General features: G+C 60.6%; 14 protein-coding genes. 7 read left to right on the top strand and 7 right to left on the bottom strand.

Going from position 1 to position 19,413, the window contains the following annotated elements:
• Positions 1-435 precede the first annotated feature (435 nt).
• The 4 genes from dnaA (at position 436) to gyrB (ending at position 6,700) form a co-directional block, all read left to right on the top strand.
• Positions 436-1,923: a chromosomal replication initiator protein DnaA gene (gene dnaA / locus KZO83_RS11675; RefSeq protein ID WP_247620942.1), complete on the top strand. Its 1,488-nt coding sequence runs from the start codon at positions 436-438 to the stop codon at positions 1,921-1,923.
• Between the two features lie 49 nt (positions 1,924-1,972).
• Complete coding sequence (gene dnaN / locus KZO83_RS11670) at positions 1,973-3,076, top strand: DNA polymerase III subunit beta (protein ID WP_247620941.1); 1,104 nt, start codon at positions 1,973-1,975, stop codon at positions 3,074-3,076.
• 101 nt (positions 3,077-3,177) lie between these two features.
• Positions 3,178-4,263, top strand: coding sequence for a DNA replication/repair protein RecF (recF, locus tag KZO83_RS11665; RefSeq protein WP_178998860.1), 1,086 nt, complete (start codon positions 3,178-3,180; stop codon positions 4,261-4,263).
• 19 nt (positions 4,264-4,282) lie between these two features.
• Positions 4,283-6,700 (top strand): DNA topoisomerase (ATP-hydrolyzing) subunit B, encoded by a 2,418-nt coding sequence (gene gyrB, locus KZO83_RS11660; RefSeq protein ID WP_247620940.1) that lies wholly within the window; start codon positions 4,283-4,285, stop codon positions 6,698-6,700.
• A gap of 177 nt (positions 6,701-6,877) precedes the next feature.
• Here the strand turns inward: gyrB and gmhB are convergent, their stop codons facing one another.
• From gmhB to glyQ, 3 genes are all read right to left on the bottom strand, one after another.
• Positions 6,878-7,417, bottom strand: a complete 540-nt coding sequence (gmhB, locus tag KZO83_RS11655; RefSeq protein WP_178998858.1) for a D-glycero-beta-D-manno-heptose 1,7-bisphosphate 7-phosphatase — start codon at positions 7,415-7,417, stop codon at positions 6,878-6,880.
• A 327-nt stretch (positions 7,418-7,744) separates the two neighbouring features.
• Positions 7,745-9,811 carry a glycine--tRNA ligase subunit beta gene (gene glyS / locus KZO83_RS11650; protein WP_247620939.1) on the bottom strand — a complete coding sequence of 689 codons (2,067 nt, stop codon included), beginning with the start codon at positions 9,809-9,811 and terminating at the stop codon, positions 7,745-7,747.
• Between the two features lie 2 nt (positions 9,812-9,813).
• A complete protein-coding gene (gene glyQ, locus KZO83_RS11645; RefSeq protein ID WP_178998856.1) occupies positions 9,814-10,770 on the bottom strand; it encodes a glycine--tRNA ligase subunit alpha in 957 nt (318 codons plus the stop codon).
• 126 nt (positions 10,771-10,896) lie between these two features.
• Between glyQ and rfaD the strand changes: the two genes are divergently transcribed.
• On the top strand, positions 10,897-11,853 hold the full coding sequence (rfaD, locus tag KZO83_RS11640; RefSeq protein WP_247620938.1) for an ADP-glyceromanno-heptose 6-epimerase: 957 nt from the start codon (positions 10,897-10,899) through the stop codon (positions 11,851-11,853).
• Positions 11,846-12,880 carry a lipopolysaccharide heptosyltransferase II gene (gene waaF / locus KZO83_RS11635; RefSeq protein WP_247620937.1) on the top strand — a complete coding sequence of 345 codons (1,035 nt, stop codon included), beginning with the start codon at positions 11,846-11,848 and terminating at the stop codon, positions 12,878-12,880. Before rfaD ends, waaF begins: the two co-directional genes overlap by 8 nt.
• Here the strand turns inward: waaF and KZO83_RS11630 are convergent.
• The 3 genes from KZO83_RS11630 to KZO83_RS11620 all read right to left on the bottom strand — a co-directional run bounded on the left by KZO83_RS11630 (position 12,873) and on the right by KZO83_RS11620 (position 16,360).
• Positions 12,873-14,447 carry a sulfatase-like hydrolase/transferase gene (locus KZO83_RS11630; RefSeq protein ID WP_247620936.1) on the bottom strand — a complete coding sequence of 525 codons (1,575 nt, stop codon included), beginning with the start codon at positions 14,445-14,447 and terminating at the stop codon, positions 12,873-12,875. The genes waaF and KZO83_RS11630 overlap by 8 nt on opposite strands.
• Before the next feature lie 84 nt (positions 14,448-14,531).
• Positions 14,532-15,293: a glycosyltransferase family 2 protein gene (locus KZO83_RS11625; protein WP_247620935.1), complete on the bottom strand. Its 762-nt coding sequence runs from the start codon at positions 15,291-15,293 to the stop codon at positions 14,532-14,534.
• The gene (locus KZO83_RS11620; protein ID WP_178998852.1) at positions 15,281-16,360 is read right to left on the bottom strand and encodes a glycosyltransferase family 9 protein; all 1,080 of its coding nucleotides are present in this window, start codon (positions 16,358-16,360) and stop codon (positions 15,281-15,283) included. The genes KZO83_RS11625 and KZO83_RS11620 overlap by 13 nt, the downstream gene beginning before the upstream one ends.
• Before the next feature lie 60 nt (positions 16,361-16,420).
• Here KZO83_RS11620 and KZO83_RS11615 point away from each other — a divergent pair, with 60 nt between their 5' ends.
• Positions 16,421-17,548: a glycosyltransferase family 4 protein gene (locus tag KZO83_RS11615; RefSeq protein WP_247620934.1), complete on the top strand. Its 1,128-nt coding sequence runs from the start codon at positions 16,421-16,423 to the stop codon at positions 17,546-17,548.
• 17 nt (positions 17,549-17,565) lie between these two features.
• Here the strand turns inward: KZO83_RS11615 and KZO83_RS11610 are convergent, their stop codons facing one another.
• The gene (locus KZO83_RS11610; protein WP_247620933.1) at positions 17,566-19,407 is read right to left on the bottom strand and encodes a DUF3413 domain-containing protein; all 1,842 of its coding nucleotides are present in this window, start codon (positions 19,405-19,407) and stop codon (positions 17,566-17,568) included.
• Positions 19,408-19,413 lie beyond the last annotated feature (6 nt).

The raw sequence follows: 19,413 nt of genomic DNA, 5'->3' as shown, positions 1-19,413 counted from the left end.
CAGCGGTGGGGGCTCGGCATGTGCCGAGCCGGGTCGGTCCGAGCGGATGCTTGTGTGTACGTTCGTTGCTCGTCGGCCTGCCCTTGGGTCAAACGGTACAGCTATTATCATTATTGAAGTTGTACTAACTGATGTTGTTATTAATGGTGGGGATATTATTTGTGGATAACTGTATTTTTACCTTCACTAACAACGGCGTGAGATGTTCTTGAATCTGTGGGAAAAAGGCGGGTAATCGGTGGGTAAGCTGTCGGCGGCATTGTGGGTAAGTGGCGATTTCTACACAGCCTACGATAGATCCACGTTTCACGGACATGATGTGCGCTGAGTTATGGATAGGGTTTTCCACAGGAAAAGAGACTCGGCATCCATGTGGATAACCCGGGCGTCGAACGATACAATAGCCGGCCATTCATCAACGCTAGGTGAGGTCGTGTGTCGGTCGCTCTCTGGCAGCAATGCCTCAACTTTCTTCAGGATGAGCTGAGCTCTCAGCAGTTCAACACCTGGATTCGCCCCTTGCAGGCGGAGGACGGTGACGCCAACGAGCTGTGTCTGCTGGCGCCCAATCGCTTCGTGCGTGACTGGGTCAATGATAAATACCTGAAGCGTATCAATGAGTTGCTGAGGGAGCTTGCATCCGGCAAGCCGCCCAAGGTGCAGCTGACGGTCGGTAGTCGCCGCAACGTGGCCATGTCGTCGCCGCGTGATCTCGGGGCGCCGGTATCGGCGGCGTCAATGAATACCTCGCGTCCTCCCGAGACGCCGCCCGCCGTGCATGCACCGAGAGCCCAGGGCGATTATGCGGATGAACAGGAAATCGATCGCATGCGCGAGCGCGAGGATTCCTCGCGCCGGGGGGGAGGCGAGCGCCAGGTGCAGGTCGAAGGAAGCCTCAAGCACCAGAGTGGGCTCAATCCCAACTTCACCTTCGAAACCTTCGTCGAGGGTAAGTCGAATCAGCTTGCGCGTGCTGCTTCGCGTCAGGTGTCCGAAAACCCCGGTGGTGCCTACAATCCGCTGTTCCTGTACGGTGGTGTCGGCTTGGGTAAGACGCACCTGATGCATGCGGTAGGCAATCATTTGGCTGGCCAGCGGGAAAACGCCAAGGTGGTTTATCTGCACTCAGAGCGTTTCGTGGCTGATATGGTCAAGGCGCTGCAGCTCAATGCCATCAACGATTTCAAGCGCTTCTACCGCAGCGTGGATGCACTGCTGATCGATGACATTCAGTTTTTCGCCGGCAAGGAGCGCTCGCAGGAAGAATTCTTCCATACGTTTAATGCGTTGCTCGAGGGCGGCCAGCAGATGATCCTTACCTCGGATCGCTACCCCAAGGAAATCAGCGGGGTGGAGGAGCGCCTCAAGTCGCGCTTCGGCTGGGGTCTGACGGTGGCCATCGAGCCGCCTGAGCTGGAAACCCGCGTGGCGATCCTGATGAAGAAGGCCGACCAGGCCAAGGTCGACCTACCGCACGATGCAGCGTTCTTCATCGCACAGAAGATTCGCTCCAACGTGCGTGAGCTTGAAGGGGCATTGAAAAAGGTCATCGCCGACTCGCACTTCATGGGCAAGCCGATCACCCAGGATTTCATTCGCGAGTCGCTCAAGGACCTGCTGGCCCTGCAGGACAAGCAGGTCGGCGTCGACAACATTCAGCGCACGGTGGCGGAGTATTATAAGATCAAGCTGGCCGATCTTCTCTCCAAGCGTCGTTCGCGTTCGGTGGCGCGTCCGCGTCAGGTCGCCATGGCATTGGCCAAGGAGTTGACCAACCACAGCTTGCCTGAAATCGGCGATGCCTTCGGGGGGCGCGATCACACCACGGTGCTGCATGCTTGTCGAAAGGTGCAGACACTTAAGGAAGAAAGCGCGGATATCCGCGAGGACTACAAGAACCTGTTGCGGCTGCTGACCAGTTGAGCATGGCGGCCAGAATATTCCCTTGGACCCCAGGACGAGAGTGGAGCCCATGAGATTTACCATCACCCGCGAAGACCTTTTGCGTCCACTGTCGCTGGTCGCCGGCGTCGTCGAGCGTCGCCAGACCCTGCCGGTGCTGTCCAACGTGCTGCTCGAGGTACGCGACACGCAACTGGCACTGACCGGTACAGATCTCGAAGTCGAGCTGATCGGCCGCACGGCCCCGCATCACGTCGATGAGCCGGGCTCGGCGACGGTGCCGGCGCGCAAGCTAATGGATATCTGCAAGTCGTTGCCCGAGCGAACCGATATCACCTTTACGCTCGAAGAGGGACGTGCAGTGCTTCGTGCAGGGCGTTCACGCTTCACCTTGTCGACGTTGCCGGTGGCGGAATTCCCGAATATCGAGGGAAGTCAAAGCGATACGACCTTGACCTTGACGCGCGGCACGCTCAAGCATTTGATTGATGCGACCTCTTTCGCCATGGCGCAGCAAGATGTGCGTTACTACCTGAATGGCATGCTGCTTGAGTTCGGCCACCATCTGGTGCGCACGGTTGCCACCGACGGCCACCGCCTGGCGGTATGCGCCCGTAGCGCCGAGGTCGACGTCGAGCCGTCGCAGAAGCTCATCGTGCCGCGCAAGGGTATTCTCGAATTGGCGCGCTTGCTGGATGGCAGCGACGAGCCGGTGGAACTCACCATCGGCGGCACCCATCTGCGCGCACAAACCGGGGATTTCACCTTTACCTCCAAGCTGGTCGACGGCAAGTTCCCCGATTACGAGCGAGTGGTTCCGCGGGGTGGCGATAAGGTCGTCATCGCCGAGCGTGGTGAGCTGCGTCAGGTATTGTCGCGTACCGCGATCCTCTCCAACGAGAAATATCGTGGGGTGCGGCTCAATCTCGAAGAGCACAACCTACGCGTCACGGCCAACAACCCCGAACAGGAAGAAGCCGAGGAAAACGTGGCCATCGAGTATGAAGGCGACACCTTGGAAGTGGGTTTCAATGTCGGCTATCTCGTGGATGTGCTCGGCGTGCTCGATGCCGATCGCGTACAAATGACGCTGTCCGATCCCAATAGCAGCGCACTGCTGGAAGAACCGGGTGGTGGCGATGCCATGTATGTGGTCATGCCGATGCGCCTCTGATCGCCTACGCTGCTCTTTCAATCATGCACGTCTCGGGCGTGGCCGGTTCACGCCGACATGGCTAACCGCGCCCGAGCTGGCATGCTGCCTCCGATCCCCTTATGCCCCTCGAACGTCTCAATTTCCTAGGTTTGCGTAACCTGGCCGCACTCGATATGCGCCCCGCGCCGGGGATCAATCTGGTGACCGGTGCCAATGGCAGTGGCAAGACCAGCTTGCTGGAAGGCGTGCATATGCTGGGGATGGCGCGCTCGTTCCGCACCCAGAAGCTCAAGCACGCGATTACCCACGACGCTGATGCCGTCACCTTACACGGTCGCCTGGCGGGTGACCCGCCGGTATCCTTGGGCGTTCGCCGGGCACGCGATGCTTCCGAGTTGGAAATTCGTCTCGATGGCGAGCGCGGTATTCGCGTGGCGCGCTTGGCGGAAACGCTCCCCCTGCAACTGATCAATCCCGATGCTTTCCGCTTATTGGAAGGTGCACCTGCGGCACGGCGTGAGTTTCTGGACTGGGGTGTGTTTCACGTGAAACATGAGTTTTTCGAGGCATGGCGGCGGGTACGGCGCGCCCTGAAACATCGGAATGCCCTGCTCAGACATGATAGAATCGACTTGAGATCGATGCGTGTCTGGGAGCAAGAGTTGGCACATTGGAGTGAGCAACTCGACCTCTTGCGCAGCGACTACATGGCGCAATTCGCCAAGACATTCGAAGCGACATTGCATGAGTTGTTGCCGCTTTCCGGTTTGTCTCTTCGTTATTATCGCGGATGGGACAAACAACGTGGGTTGCTGGACGTGCTCGAAAACGGCCGGGACACCGACCGGCAAATGGGCTTTACCCAGCAGGGGCCGCAACGTGCCGATTTGCGCTTGCGTATCGGCAAGCGCGCTGCCGTGGAAGAGCTATCGCGCGGGCAGCAAAAGTTGGTAGTGAGTGCGCTGAAATTGGCCCAAGGGCGCTTGCTGGAGGAACTGACGGGGCGTACCTGCGTTTACCTGATCGATGACCTGGCTGCCGAGCTTGATGTTTCGCATCGGCGGATCTTTTGTCATTGGCTGGCGCGCTTGCACTGCCAGGTCTTTATTACCGGAGTCGAGCGCAGTGCGCTCGAGAATGCATGGCAGTCGGAAACGGATGTCGCGATGTTTCACGTGGAACACGGGCGACTGCTCACGGAATGACTTCACGACGGAGTAGGCAATGAGCGAACAAGCTTACGACTCATCGAGCATCAAGGTTCTCAAGGGCCTGGATGCAGTACGCAAGCGCCCAGGCATGTACATCGGCGATACCGATGATGGCACGGGCCTGCATCACATGGTCTTCGAGTTGGTGGATAACTCCATCGATGAAGCGCTCGCGGGACACTGCAGCGAGATTCGCGTGGTGATCCACCCCGATGAGTCCGTCACCGTCAGTGACAATGGGCGCGGCATTCCGACTGATATGCATTCGGAGGAGAATGTCTCGGCGGCAGAGGTCATCATGACGGTGCTGCATGCCGGCGGCAAGTTCGATGACAACTCCTATAAGGTCTCGGGCGGTCTGCACGGCGTTGGCGTTTCCGTCGTCAATGCGCTCTCAGAAGAGCTCAAGCTCACGGTGTGGCGCGCGGGGCTGGTGTATGAGCAGATCTACCATCACGGTGTGCCCGATTCGCCTCTGGATGTGGTAGGAAAGACCGAGAAGAGCGGTACTCAGGTCAACTTCAAGCCGTCGACCGAGACCTTCGCCAATATCGAGTTTCACTACGATATTCTGGCCAAGCGCTTGCGTGAGCTGTCCTTCCTCAACTCCGGCGTCGCGATTCGCTTGCTCGACGAGCGCTCGGGTGCGGAAGAACTGTTTCACTATGAAGGTGGGCTACGAGCTTTCGTCGATCACTTGAATACCAACAAGGCGACGTTGAATCCCGTTTTCCATTTTGAAACGCAACGCGACGATGGCATCGGCGTCGAAGTGGCGATGCAGTGGAACGACACTTTTTCCGAGAATATCTTCTGCTACACCAACAATATTCCCCAGCACGATGGTGGCACGCACCTGGCCGGCTTCCGGGCAGCCTTGACGCGTACGCTCAATCACTACATCGAAACCGAAGGGCTGCTTAAAAAGGCCAAGGTCAACACGGCCGGTGACGATGCGCGGGAAGGGTTGACGGCGATCGTGTCGGTCAAGGTACCCGACCCCAAGTTCTCATCGCAGACCAAGGAAAAGCTGGTGTCGTCCGAGGTCAAGACGGCGGTAGAGCAGGAGATGGGGCGACAGCTGAGCGATTATCTGGTGGAGCGGCCCAACGAGGCCAAGGCCATCGTCAACAAGATGCTCGACGCCGCGCGCGCTCGCGAGGCTGCACGTAAGGCGCGCGATATGACGCGCCGTAAGGGCGCATTGGATATCGCCGGGCTGCCGGGCAAGCTGGCCGATTGTCAGGAGAAAGACCCAAGCCTGTCGGAGCTTTATCTAGTAGAGGGTGACTCGGCCGGCGGCAGCGCCAAGCAAGGGCGCGACCGGCGCACCCAGGCGATCCTGCCGCTCAAAGGCAAGATTCTGAACGTCGAGAAGGCGCGTTTCGACAAGATGCTGTCGTCGGCGGAAGTAGGCACGCTGATCACGGCGTTGGGGTGTGGTATTGGGCGCGAGGAATTCAACCCCGATAAGTTGCGCTATCATTCGATCATCATCATGACGGATGCCGATGTCGACGGTTCACACATCCGCACGCTGCTGTTGACGTTCTTCTTCCGGCAGATGCCGGAGCTGATCGAGCGTGGTCATGTGTTCATCGCCCAACCGCCGCTTTATAAGATCAAGCGCGGCAAGCAGGAAACCTATCTCAAGGATGAACAGGCGCTGACGGATTATTTGACCACGACGGCGCTGGATGGCGCTCGCCTTTATGTCAATGCCGACGCACCCGGTATCGCCAACGAGCAGCTCGAGACCTTGGTGAGCGAATATCGCGATGTCATGCGGCGTATCGACCGCCTCTCACGTGTTTATCCCAATCTCGTGCTGCGCAAGATCGTGCATACCGCAAGGCTTGAAAGTGAAAGCCTCAAGGACCGCGCGACCATGCAGCATTGGATCGATCACCTGCAGCGCGAAATGGACGATCTCATCGCCTACGAGGGTGGTCCTCGTTACACCTTCCATCTCCAGGAAGACGCCGAGCGCGGTGTTTATCTACCCTGCGTAGCGCTGACGGCGCATGGAGTCACGACCGACTACGTGTGGGGCGTCGATTTCTTCCGCAGCGCCGATTACCGCGCCATGACCGCGCTGGGCGAGACGCTGGACGGGCTGCTCGAAGAAGGATCCTACGTCGCTCGCGGTGAGCGTCAGCGTTCGGTGGACACCTTCTACGAAGCGCTCGAATGGCTGATGAGCGAGGCCCAGCGTGGCTTGAGCGTGCAGCGCTACAAGGGGTTGGGCGAGATGAACCCCGAGCAGCTGTGGGAAACCACCATGGATCCCAATTCTCGCCGGATGCTGCGTGTTTCCATCGAGGATGCCGTGGCATCCGATATGATGTTCAATACCTTGATGGGCGACGAGGTCGAGCCGCGTCGTGACTTTATCGAGCGCAATGCACTGGTCGCCAATCTCGATATCTAACGCAGACACTGGGCAGAGGTGATGTTTCACGTGGAACATTCACCATGAAGTGTCTTGTCTAGATTGCGATGAGTGGCTACGAGGAGGGCTGGCAGCGTCACACGACGTTGCCAGCTTTTTTTTGTGTGGCAGGAGGTTAGCGCGAACGTATCAGTAATGGCATGAAGCCGCTTTCGCTCAGGAGAGAAGCCAGTCGGTGAAGGCGGCAAGGTCGTCAAAAATGCGCTCATGACCGAGGTCCGCACCCTTCAGCTCGGTGCGCGCTCCCTTGCCTGTACGCACCAGTGCGCTATGGCATCCTGCGGCGTTGCCGGCCTGGAGATCGCGCAGGCTATCGCCCACCATCCAGCTACCTTCAAGCGTTTTGAGGCCAAGCGCAGCGCGTATTCGTTCTAAAAGCCCTGGCAAGGGCTTTCGGCAAGAACATTCATCGTCTGGCCCATGGGGACAATAGGCGATGTGATCGATTTTCCCACCAGCTGCGGTCACCAGTGCTTGCATCTTGGCATGCATCGCCTCAAGGGTGTCGACATCATAATAGCCACGTGCAATGCCCGATTGATTGGTGGCCACCGCCACCATCCAGCCGGCTTGCGATAGACGTGCAATGGCCTCGAGGGCTTGAGGGTAAGGGATAAACTCATCGAGCGATTTTACGTAGTCATCGCTGTCCCGGTTGATGACACCGTCTCGGTCGAGGATGACGAGTTGAGTCATGGCGGAGGCTCTCGCGGCTAGCAGGAAAACGAGTATCAATTATCGCGGTTAAGTGCATCGACTGCAAAAGCAGCCATGTTTCACGTGGAACAATCGTTGAGCTACGAGCTACGAGCTACGAGCTACGAGCTGAAGAGGGAAGATGAGGGTATCGGTGTCAAATCTGGGGGCGCAGTGTTTCACGTGAAACATTTTTGGTTGGTACGCAAGCAAGGCCTGGGCCGGCCTAGTGAGAAAGGCACAATATCGCTAGACATTATGTTCCACGTGAAACAAAAAAAGGGTGGCCGTTTAGGCCACCCTTTTCAGTTGCAACGCGTGTGTGGATTATTGCTGCAATTGGGCGATATCCGCGACTTCCAGAAACAAGGCCTGGAGGCTGGCCAGCAAAGCAAGGCGGTTACGACGTACGCCATCGTCCTCGGCCATGACCATGACGTCATCGAAGAACGCGTCGACAGGGCCTCGTAGGCGTGCCAGGACGTCCAGTGCCTCGCTGTAGCGCGCAGCATCGATCAACGGGCGCACCGCCTGATGGCACTGCTCTAGCGCTTCGCTCAGTGTCGTCTCGGCTGCGGCTTGCAGAAGCGAGGCATCCACGGCGGTAGAGCCGTCGTGCTGCTGCTTGGTGAGGATGTTCGAGACACGCTTATTGGCTGCCGCTAGCGCTGCTGCTTCTTCGCGCTGGCTGAAGGCATGCACGGCTCGAATCCGGCGCGCGAAATCGAGCGGCCGTGTGACCGGGCGAGCGCGCACCGCCAGATAGATCTCGGCGGCAATGCCCTCGTCTTGGGTCCAGGCGCGGAAGCGATCGAGCATGTAGTCGAGCACATCGTCGACCAGGCCGTCAGCCTTGGGCAGCTCGCCATGCTGAGCGGCGGCGAGTTCGAGGAGCTCGCGCAAGTCGAGATCGAGCTCGCCCTTGATCAGGATGTTGAGAACACCGATGGCGGCGCGACGCAGTGCGAAGGGATCTTTGGTACCTGTGGGACGCTGGCCGATACCGAAGATGCCGACCAGCGTATCCAGGCGGTCAGCCAAGGCCAAGGCCAAGCCGGTCTGTGTCTTGGGTACGTCGTCGCTGGCGAAACGCGGCAGGTACTGCTCGTGAAGTGCTTGCGCGACTTCTTCCGGTTCGCCGTCCTGGCGGGCGTAGTAGGTGCCCATGATGCCTTGGAGCTCAGGGAATTCCAGCACCATCTCGGTAACCAGATCGCACTTGGCGAGCTGTGCGGCACGTTGAGCATGGTCGACGTCGCCACCGATCCGACCGGCGATGAACGCGCCGATGGTCTCCATGCGCCGCGCCTTGTCACCCAGCGTACCCAGCGACTTCTGGAAGACCACGTTACCCAGCGCATCGCGCCGCGAGGCTAGTGTCTGTTTGCGGTCGGTATCGTAGAAGAAAGCGGCATCGGCCAGGCGCGGGCGGATGACCTTCTCGTTGCCCTCGATGACCTGCTGTGGGTCGCGGCTTTCGATGTTGGAAACGGTGATGAAGGCCGGCTTGAGTTTTCCCTCGGCGTCGAGCAGGTGGAAGTATTTCTGATTGGCCTTCATCGACGAGATCAAGCACTCGGCGGGGACTTCGAGGAAGCGCTCGTCGAAGCTGCCGGTCAGCGCCACCGGCCATTCGACCAGGCCGTTGACTTCGTCGAGGAGGTCGTCGTCGATGACGGCCGTGGCGTCGTTGACCTCGGCTTCGGCCAGTACCTGCTCGCGGATACGCTCACGCCGGCGATCGTTATCGGCCAATACGAAGGCATTTTCGAGCACATCCAGGTAGTCGTCGGCGTGTGCCAGCTCGATGGCCTGCGTAGCATGGAAACGATGCCCACGGGTGGTACGGTCGGCCTCGAGGCCGAGTGCCTCGGCGGGCACCACGTCCTGGCCGTAGAGCATGACCAACCAATGCACGGGGCGCGAAAATTCGAGCCGAGAGGCGCCCCAGCGCATGTTCTTGGGCACCGGCAGGGCGTTGACGGTACGTCTGAGTATGGCCGGCAGCAGCGCCGTGGTGGCTTCACCCGGTTCCTGATAGCGATAGCCGAGCCAAGTGCCCTTGTCGGTTTCCAGATGGATCAGGTCCGCAACCTCGACGCCGCAGGAGCGCGCGAAGCCTTCTGCGGCCTTGGTGGGCTCGCCGTCCTTGAAGGCGGCGGCGAGGGCCGGGCCGCGACGCTCGATCTCACGATCTGGCTGCTTGTCGCCAAGCGCCATGATGCTGACCGCCAAGCGGCGTGGCGTGGCGTGGGCGTGAGCTGCCTCGAAGGGCACCTCAGCGTCGGTGAGGCCATTTGCGATGCCGTCGCGCAGAGCATTGGCGAGGGGTTCGATGGCGCCTGGCGGAAGCTCCTCGACGCCGAGTTCGACCAGTAGGGTGTTGGATGCCATTCTTACGCGTCTCCCTCGTTGCTTTCTCGGCTCAGCAGTTCCTGACGGATGGCCTCGGGCGCCATGGGGAACCCAGCTGCCTTGCGCGATTCAAAGTAGGCGTGGGCGACGTCACGGGCCATGGTGCGCACACGCAGGATGTAACGCTGACGCTCGGTGACCGAGATAGCGTGCCGGGCGTCGAGCAGGTTGAAAGTATGCGATGCCTTGAGCACGTGCTCGTAGGCGGGCAGGGGCAGTCCCGCGTCGAGCAGCTTCTGGCATTCGCCTTCGCTGTGGTCGAAAGCGGAGAACTGGTAGTCGACATCGGCGTGTTCGAAATTGTAAGCCGACTGTTCGCGTTCGTTCTGTAAATAGACATCGCCGTAGGTGACGGATGAACCATCGGGGGCGTAGGTCCATACTAGGTCGTAGACGCTATCGACGTCTTGCAGGTACATGGCGATGCGTTCCAGGCCGTAGGTCAGCTCGCCGGTGACCGGATAGCATTCGATGCCGCCGGCTTGTTGGAAGTAGGTGAACTGGGTCACTTCCATACCGTTTAGCCAGACTTCCCAGCCGAGACCCCAGGCACCTAGGGTAGGAGACTCCCAGTTGTCTTCGACGAAGCGAATGTCGTGGACCTGCGGGTCGATGCCGAGACGCTCGAGCGAGCCCAGATACAGCGCCTGCAGCTCCAGGGGAGAGGGCTTCATCACTACCTGGAACTGATAGTAGTGCTGCAAGCGATTGGGATTCTCGCCATAGCGCCCGTCGGTGGGGCGGCGCGATGGCTGCACGTAGGCGGCATTCCAGGTCTCGGGGCCGATGGAGCGCAGGAAGGTCGCGGGATGAAAGGTGCCGGCTCCGACTTCCATATCCAGGGGTTGCATGATTACGCAGCCCTGTTCGGCCCAGTACTGTTGCAGGGCAAGGATCAGGCCCTGGAAGGTTTTCACGTCTGGCGTCGACTGTGTCATTGGTGAAGTACCGTTGGCCCATGAATTCACGAACTGCCAAGTATACAATTAGCGGTTAATCGGTTATAGGCACCGTGACGAAAAGCACGCTTTTGCGTGGGTGCACGACTTGAAGGAATCGACGACATGATTGTAGTGACGGGCGGTGCCGGTTTTATCGGCGCCAATCTAGTGAAGGCTTTGAATGCACGCGGCCACGAGGATGTGCTCGTGGTCGACGACCTCTCCGACGGCACCAAGTTCGTCAATCTCGCCGATTGCACGCTGGGCGACTATCTCGACAAGGATGACTTCCTGGCGCGAGTGAAGGCCGAGCTGCGCGGCGAGCCGAGTGAGCTGCCGCCGATCGAGGCCATCTTCCACGAAGGCGCCTGTTCGGATACCACCGAGTGGGACGGCAAGTTCATGCTCGAGAACAACTTCGAGTATTCCAAGGTGCTGCTGCACTTCTGCCAGCACAAACGCATTCCCTTTCTGTATGCCTCGTCGGCGGCGACCTACGGTGGCAGCGAGGTGTTCGTGGAAGCGCCGGAGCACGAGAAGCCGCTCAACGTCTACGGCTACTCCAAGCTGCTGTTCGACCAGTACGTGCGCGTCCACTGGGAGTCGTTCGACGCTCAGGTGGTGGGCTTTCGCTATTTCAATGTCTATGGCCCACGCGAGCAACACAAGGGCAAGATGGCCAGCGTCGCCTACCATCACCACAGTCAGGTGAAGCGTGGTGAGAATCCCAAGTTGTTCGGTGCCTGGGAAGGCTATGAAGCCGGCATGCAAAGCCGTGACTTCATCTATGTCGGCGACGTGGTGGACGTCAATTTGTGGTGCCTCGACAACCCCGAGGTGTCGGGCATCTTCAATTTGGGCACCGGCCGAGCGGAACCGTTCAAGGCCATCGCCGAGACGGTGATCGATTACTACGCCACCGGCAAGATCGACTACATCGCCTTTCCCGAGGAACTGAAAGGGCGCTACCAGAGCTACACTCGGGCGGATATCTCGCGCCTGCGTGAGGCGGGCTACCCGGCGGAATTCAAGACCGTGCGCGAAGGCGTTAGCGCCTACCTGGATTGGCTGAATGGCTGACGACATCGCCACCTCCTCACCGCGCCTGCTCGTCGTCGGCCCCTCGTGGGTCGGCGACATGGTCATGGCGCAGAGCCTGTTCATGACGCTCAAGGCGCGTTATCCGGAGGCCTACCTTGGCGTACTGGCGCCGGGCTGGTCGCTGCCGATTCTGGCGCGCATGCCCGAGGTCGACGAGACCGTTGCGCTGGACGTCAAGCACGGCGAGTTCGGCTGGGCCACGCGGCGTGACGTGGCGCGCACGCTGAAGGGCCGCTTCGACCGGGCGATCGTGTTGCCACGCTCCTGGAAATCGGCGCTGGTGCCGTTCTTGGCCCGCATCCCTGAGCGCGTGGGCTTCCAGGGCGAGCAGCGCTACGTGGTGCTCAATGCGCGCCGCGAGCTCGATAAAAGCGTACTGAATCAAACCGTGAAGCGCTTCGTGTCGTTGGGCCTGCCCGAGGACGAGGCACAAGCCGGAGATTTTGCGATTCCCACGCCGCGTCTCGAGGTAAATGCCGACGAACAACGCCGCCTGCGCGAGACGTTGGAACTCTCGGATCGCCCCGCCATTGGCATGATGCCGGGCGCCGAGTTTGGTCCGTCCAAGCAGTGGCCGCTAGCGCATTTTCGCACCCTGGCGGAACGCCTGGTGGCCGAGGGCTTCGAGGTGCGGGTGATGGGTGGTCCCAAGGACGCCGACGCCGGTGAGACGATCAGCCAAGGACTGGATGGCGTGCATAACCTGTGCGGGCGTACCAAGCTCACCGAGGTGGTGGACCTGCTCGCTGATTGTCAGCAAGTGGTTACCAACGACTCGGGACTGATGCACGTGGCAGCGGCGGTGGACACGCGCGTGCAGGCCATTTACGGCTCGTCCTCGCCGGCCTACACGCCGCCTCTGACCGAAAACGCCGAGATTCACGATCTCTATCTGTCATGTTCGCCGTGCTTCGCGCGTGACTGTCCGCTGGGGCACACTAATTGTCTGCGTCACCTCGAGCCGGCACGGCTGTTGGCGTCGATTCGGCACGCGGCGCTCAGTTGACCCCTTTCCACATGTAGGTTTGCAGTGCGTCTTCCTCCGCCATGTGGTCGTTGATGGTCTCCAGGCCATATTCTTCAACCAGCGTGGGGTCCTGGGCGAAGAGTGAGCGTCCCAACCCGGCGGCGCGTGCGTCCAGCGTGAAGCCCATGGCTTCGAGTACCGTCGGGTAGACATCGACCATCGACCCCTGGCGCCGGATACGCTTCCCGGCAGGGACACCCTCGCCAAGCATCATGAAGGTGTTTTCGCGCTCGGCATCGACCAACTGCGGCCACTCAGAGTTCTTCATGCTCAGGTGGTCGCTGGAGATCACCACCAGGGTATTGTCGAGCAGGCCTTCCTCGTCGAGTCGCTTCAGGAAACGACGCACCAGCCAGCCCGTGCATTTCACCGAGTACAGGATATCGACGCCGTCGAACGTACCTTGGTTCTCCAGGCATGCCTGAGCCGGGTTGCCGAACGGCGGATGCGCCGCCAGGGTCAGGGCGAACATGGCATAGGGCTGGCGGTCGTCATTGTCGGCGAGCTTGCGAATGCGCTCGGTGGCCATGTCGAGGAGGGTGTCGTCGTAAAGGCCCCAATCGTTGAGGTAATCCGGCGGCGTGACCTGGTCTTCCAGCTCGTCGCGACCTAGCGCGCGGTCGAAGCCATGTCCCTCGTAGAACACCTTCTTGCCGGCGAAACGCGTACTGGCCCCGCCCATGTAGGTGAGGTCGTATCCCTGAGCATCGAGGATATCGCCCAGACACCGGGTATGTGGGAGCACCTCGTCGAGCGGCTCGAACTGGTTGTCATGTTTCAACCCGGCGGGAATCAGCGGCACGCCGCACTGGGTGGCGACCATGCCGGCGGTCGTCCAGCCGGTATTATCGAGCTGCTTGAGCCCCTCGAAGACGGTACCACGCTTGCCGAGCGCGGCGAGGTCCTCATAGGCGTCGCCGAAGGTGTCGCGGTCGGCGTAGGTTCGCTCGGTGCTCTCTAAGTAGAGATAGATAAGATTGGGACGCGTTTGTGGCTCGCTTGCAATGCTCGGGACGCGGTAGTGATCGCGCAACCAATCACCCTCGGTGACCACCGAAGCGCCGCGTTGCGAAAGGCCGAACAGCAGCGGGTTGAAGGCCAGCAGGAAAAGCGCGCCGACACGCTCCCACAGCCGCCATCGGTGATCGGCGCGCACCAGCCAGGTGAAGGCCATGAGCATGACGATGGCGCATAGGGTGAAAATCAACGCGGCGACGACGCGGCCTTCGCCGCCATGCTCGGTCATCCCTGCCTGTAAGTGGAAGATCACCGCGCCCAAATCCACCTTGCCGAAGCTATCGTCCAAATACAGGTAGATCCACCACAGAGCCAGCGGAACCGACGACCAGGGCAAGACGCGGCGCGTACTGGAGCGCTGCGCGGGGTGACCCCAGCGAAAATACCAGGCAATGGCGACCCACACCGCCGCAACGGGGAACAAAAACCAGTGACTGGTGATGGTCAGCGTGGTGAAGAGATATCCCAGGCATAAGCCGAGGTAGGTCAGCACGCTCCAGCGGAGGGTAGCGGATGGCAGCTTCATCATAAGAACGCGTCCTTGTCTTTATGACTAGATCTTTATGGCTAGATCTTTATGACTAGAGTATGACAGCGAAGAAGCCGATCTGACTCATCGTTGCGGCGTTTGTTCGAGTTCGTAGAGCTCGTTGAGCTTGGCGTACTTCATGTAGGCATGAAACGCCGTGGTCAGCGCGACCGTCATGCCATCCATTCCCTGGAGCATGCCGCCCTTGAAGACCAGTTTGCGCAGCATCGCATTAACCGCGTGCAGCGTCGGGCGCAGTCGTGAGGGGCGTACACCGCGTTCTTTCATCGCCCAGGCATCGCGACTGGAGAGCGCATCGATGCGCCGAATCCAATGCGACATGTCTTCGTATGTGAAATGCCGCAGGTGCGCAGTGGTGGCCTCGACCTTGGGAGCCTCGACCGAAGAGTGCGCCTTCTTGGGCAGGTAGCCGGCAGTGGTGCGGTTGTAAAGGCGTACTACCGAGTCCGGGTAGAAGCCCGCGGCGCGAATCCAGTGCCGGGCCACATAGTTCTTGCGCCGAAAGCTGTAAGCGGTCTGCGGGTCGTCGAGGGCGAGGGAGTCGATCAGCGCCACGGCGTCGTCGTCGAGGCGTTCGTCGGCGTCCAGCGCCAGGATCCAGTCATTCTTGGCAAACGGCACGCCGTGCGCCTTTTGTGGCCCGTCGCCGAGATAGGCTTGCGCGATCACCCGAGCGCCCTCGGCCTCGGCAATCGCCACGGTGTCGTCGCTACTCTGCGAATCGACGACGATGACTTCGTCGCAGACGCGTGACAGCGAACGCACGCAGTCGGCGATGTTGGCTTGCTCGTTCAGGGTGATGACGATTCCGGTCAGCGGTTGCATAGCGTTTCCTCGGTGGCCGTTGGTGTCGGCCAGGCATCGGCGATTTGGCGTGCCACCGCCGCGATGTCGATACGCGACATATCGCTGGCGGAGGCGTCATCGGCTGGCGGGCTGAAGGCCAGGCGGCGTGTCTCGGCATTGCAAGTTTGCCAGCGCAGCGGTGTGGCTGAGCGCTTGGCAGGGTAGAAGCCGATCGTGGGCCGATTGAGTGCCCCGGCGATGTGCAAGGGCCCGGTCGAACCGGCGACGAAGACATCGGCGGCGGCCAGGGTCGTGGCGAAGTCGGTCAGGCCGGCGCGTGGTGGCATGAGTACTGCATCGACATCACGTGCGTTGAGCGTTTCCACTAGGTGCTGGGCGACGGCTTCCTCACTGGGGCCATAAGTAAGCACCCACTTCGGCGGCACGGATAGATTGGCGCTAATCATCTGAGCGAGATCCACGTATTGCGCCACACTGAGATTGACTGCCGAGCCGCCGCTACCGGGATGCAGAAACCACCAAGGACGTGTCGAGGGAAGCGACAGTTCGTCGCTCAGGCGCTGGCGTTGAGCGTCGCGCGCTGCATCGGGCAACGGCCAGTAAGGCGGGGTCAGCGTCGATATGTCCTGGCCGAGCTTTCGTAGTAGTGCGTGAGCGAGATCCTGGTTATAGACATACTCGGGTTTCTGCGACCGCGACCTACGCTGTTTAATGCGAAAGTTGTAAAATACCTGAGCCCACTTGGTGGCGGGCGCCATGCGTAGGGAAATGCCGGCCCGCCACCCCAGCCACCCGATACGTGGCGTGGAAAACAGCGTCAGCAGGGCGTCGAACTTAGCGGCGCGCAGTTGCGTGAGCACGTCCTTCTGCTGGTGTCGCGGCGCGCCGCCGCCCGGGTCGAGAATCACCTCGTCGATCCATGGGCAGGCATGCGCCAAGGGCGCCGTATAGGTGGGCACCAGCACGGCAACATGGTTGTCGGGATGGGCACTCTTCAGGCAGGCCAGGGCCGGCCAGGCGAGCATGAAGTCGCCGAGCTTGTCGTTGCGTACCACGAGGATGCGCTGTGGGCGCGACTGGGTCATCGAGTCTCCTGTGCCCGGTGGCGTCGACGCGTGAGTCGAACATTGTCCGAGGAGCTTGCCTTGCAGCACAAGGTTTTGCACATCTGTTTATCCCGCGGCTGGGGCGGGCTGGAAATGTATCCTGCGCGAATTATACCCGAGCTGGCCCGACAGGGGTGGCGCGCCTATGTACTGACGCTCGAAGGTACGCGTCTAGCCAAGACGTTGGCCGGCTGCGATGCGACCGAGATGCGTAGTGTGCGCTCACCCTTGCGCGCGTTTTGGCAACTGCCGGTACTCGTGCGCTGGCTGCGCCGCAGAGGCATTGGTGTCGTACATTGTCACAAATCGAGCGATTTGCGCCTCGGCGCGTTGCTCAAGTGTCTGTGCCCCGAACTGCGTCTTGTCTTCACCGATCATATGGGCGTCACGCGGCCCAAACACGATCCTTATCATCGCTGGGTCTATCGGCATGTCGACCGTGTGCTGTCGATTAGCGAGGCAACGTTGACGCGCAACCGCCAGGCCTTTCCGCTACCCGCATCGCGGATTACCCTGTTGTATCTGGGGATCGACACGGCGGATTTCGTTCCCCAGCTCGACACCGACGCACGATGTGCATTGCGCGATACGTTGGGGATACCGCGTGAGGCGGTGGCAATGGCCTTGCCGGGCCGCCTGACGCCCGGCAAGGGGCAGCAACTCTTGCTGGATGCCTTTATCCGTCTGCGCGACGCTGGCGATACGCAATCCCACCTGGTCTTGATCGGGGGGCTGGAGGCGGACGAGGGCGGCAACCCCACCTTCATCGCTTCCCTGCAACAGCAAGTTCGCGAACAGGGCCTTGAAGAGCGTGTCACGTTCACTGGATTTCGGCGGGATCTCCCGCGACTCTTCGAGGTGATGGATATCGTCTGCGTGCCATCGCGCAACGAGGCCTTCGGGCTCACGGTGATCGAGGCGATGGCGGCGGGCAAGGCGGTGGTGGGCGCCGACAGCGGTGCGATTCCCGAGCTGATAGGGTGTGAAGGCGGGCGGCTTGCTGACCCGCAAGACCCGGCGGCCTGGGCGGCGACCCTCGGCGAGCTACGCGATGCCCCCGCACTGCGCGAACGCCTTGGCGCCAACGCCTGCCGCTTCGTCAATGCACGCTTCACGCTGGCCCGACATGTGTCCGGGCTGTGCGACATTTACGCGGATGCCGCATAGTCGAGACGGCAGAACCTCTAACGATAGAACTTACGGAACCACTGCATCGCGTCGAATACCGCCGGCGAGAACTCGGCGTCCTCGATCGGGTCGAGCTGGCGATCGACGATCTCCCACTGACCGGTGCCATCGACCACGGTGATGCGATTCGGCTCGATGATGCCGTAGTCGATGTAGCTGCTGGATTGCACCCAGGGATGATCGATGCCGGGCTTCAGCAGATCCTTGCCCATGGCATAGTCGGAGAGCGGATTGCTGCATCCCAACGCGTGGCGCATCAGCATGGGTGCCACGTCGAGGTGACTGGTCATGCCCGCGACCTCGCCCGGTGCGACGCCGGGGCCGTTGACGAGCATCGGTACGCGGGTCTGCGGTGAGGCGAAGTGGCCGTTGTGGCCCCAATAGTTCTTGTCGAAATCGTTGAACGACTGGCCGTGATCGGATGTGACCACCAGCAGGGTCTCGTTCCATTCGCCTTTGGCCTTGAGGTCGTCGATCACACGACCGAGCAGCTCGTCATCGTAGTGCACGGCATTGCGATGGCGGTTGAAGTAGGGTACCGGATCGGTGTCGGGGCCTAGCTCGAGGTAATCCATGTCCTGCACTGACGGCTGGAAGGGCTGGTCGGCGTCGGCCGGGACGTCATAGCCGTGGGGCGCGTCGTAGAACAGCATGCCAAACCACGGCGTGGCGTCCTGCCGTTCCTGTCGGTCGAGCCAGTGTATCCAATCCTCGGTCATCTGTCGGTCCCGGGTCGCGGGCGAGTCCCCCTGCGTATCCATCCGCAGTGACTCGACCGACGAGAAAATCGTGCGATCGAAACCGACACTGCTGAGGCTGGCCGAGGAAAAGATGCCTAGCGAGTAGTCCTGCTCCTGTAGCTGGGTGATCAGCAAGGGCGGCGTCTGAGTGTCGTCCAGATAAGCGTAGTAATTGCCAGTGAGACCGTAGAACAAGCTCATGGCGCCATTTCGGGTCGCGTTACCGCCGCTGTAATGATTCAGATAGCGGCGTCCGTTCTCGTTCAATGCGGCATAGAGGTTCGGCGTGTTTTGAGGCCCGTATTCGTCGGCGCGCCACGAGTCGATCAATACCACCATGACATTGGCGGCGTCATCGGGCTGGCAACTGAGCGGGTTCTTGGGCCAGTCGAGATTTTGTGCCTGCTGGGCCTCGATGTTGGCTTTCGCGGCTCGGGCGGCGCGGGGATCGAGCCAGCCGTGATCCGCCATGAAGTCTTTGGCGGTGGTGGGAAACAGCAGTGGATAGACGCCGACCTGCTGGGTCACGCTACGCATATAGCGTGCGTCGGCGACGATATGCAGCGCATGGCTGCCTATCAGAGTCAGCAGTACCACGCCGCACGCCGCGCCGACCGGCAGGCGGCGACCTCTTCCCCCTGAGATCACGCGCTGGGCGAGCCAACCTTCCAATGCCAGTGCCACCAGCACACAGCCGGTCACCACCAACCAGGTCGAGGTCGTGAAACTGAAAATTTCGCCATTCTTGTCGTTCAGAAACAGCGAGACCATGAAGTAGTTTACGTGGAAGCGGTACTGGGCGTAGACCACGGTATCCAGTAACAGCGCACATAGCCCGAGTGCGCCTAATAGCGCCGCTGGCAGCCATAGCCAGCGGGCCTTCAACACTAGCGACAACAGGCCCAGCGGCAACCAGGCGATCAATACCAGCATGCCGAAATGACCGATCCAGGTCAGGATCAGATACGCCACTCCCATGGCATCGTCGGGGATCGCGAGGTAGGGCACATAACGCAGGGCGATCAGCCAGACGAGCGGGAGTTGCAGCAGCGCAAAAATCAGGGTATTGCGCCAACGGCGCCTCAGCGTATCTTGCATGCAGGT

This window comes from Chromohalobacter moromii (assembly GCF_023091865.1).
Classification (GTDB): Bacteria; Pseudomonadota; Gammaproteobacteria; order Pseudomonadales; family Halomonadaceae; genus Chromohalobacter; species Chromohalobacter moromii.
The sequence above is the reverse complement of the archived record's forward strand: the minus strand, read 5'-3'. Positions and strand labels throughout refer to the sequence as shown.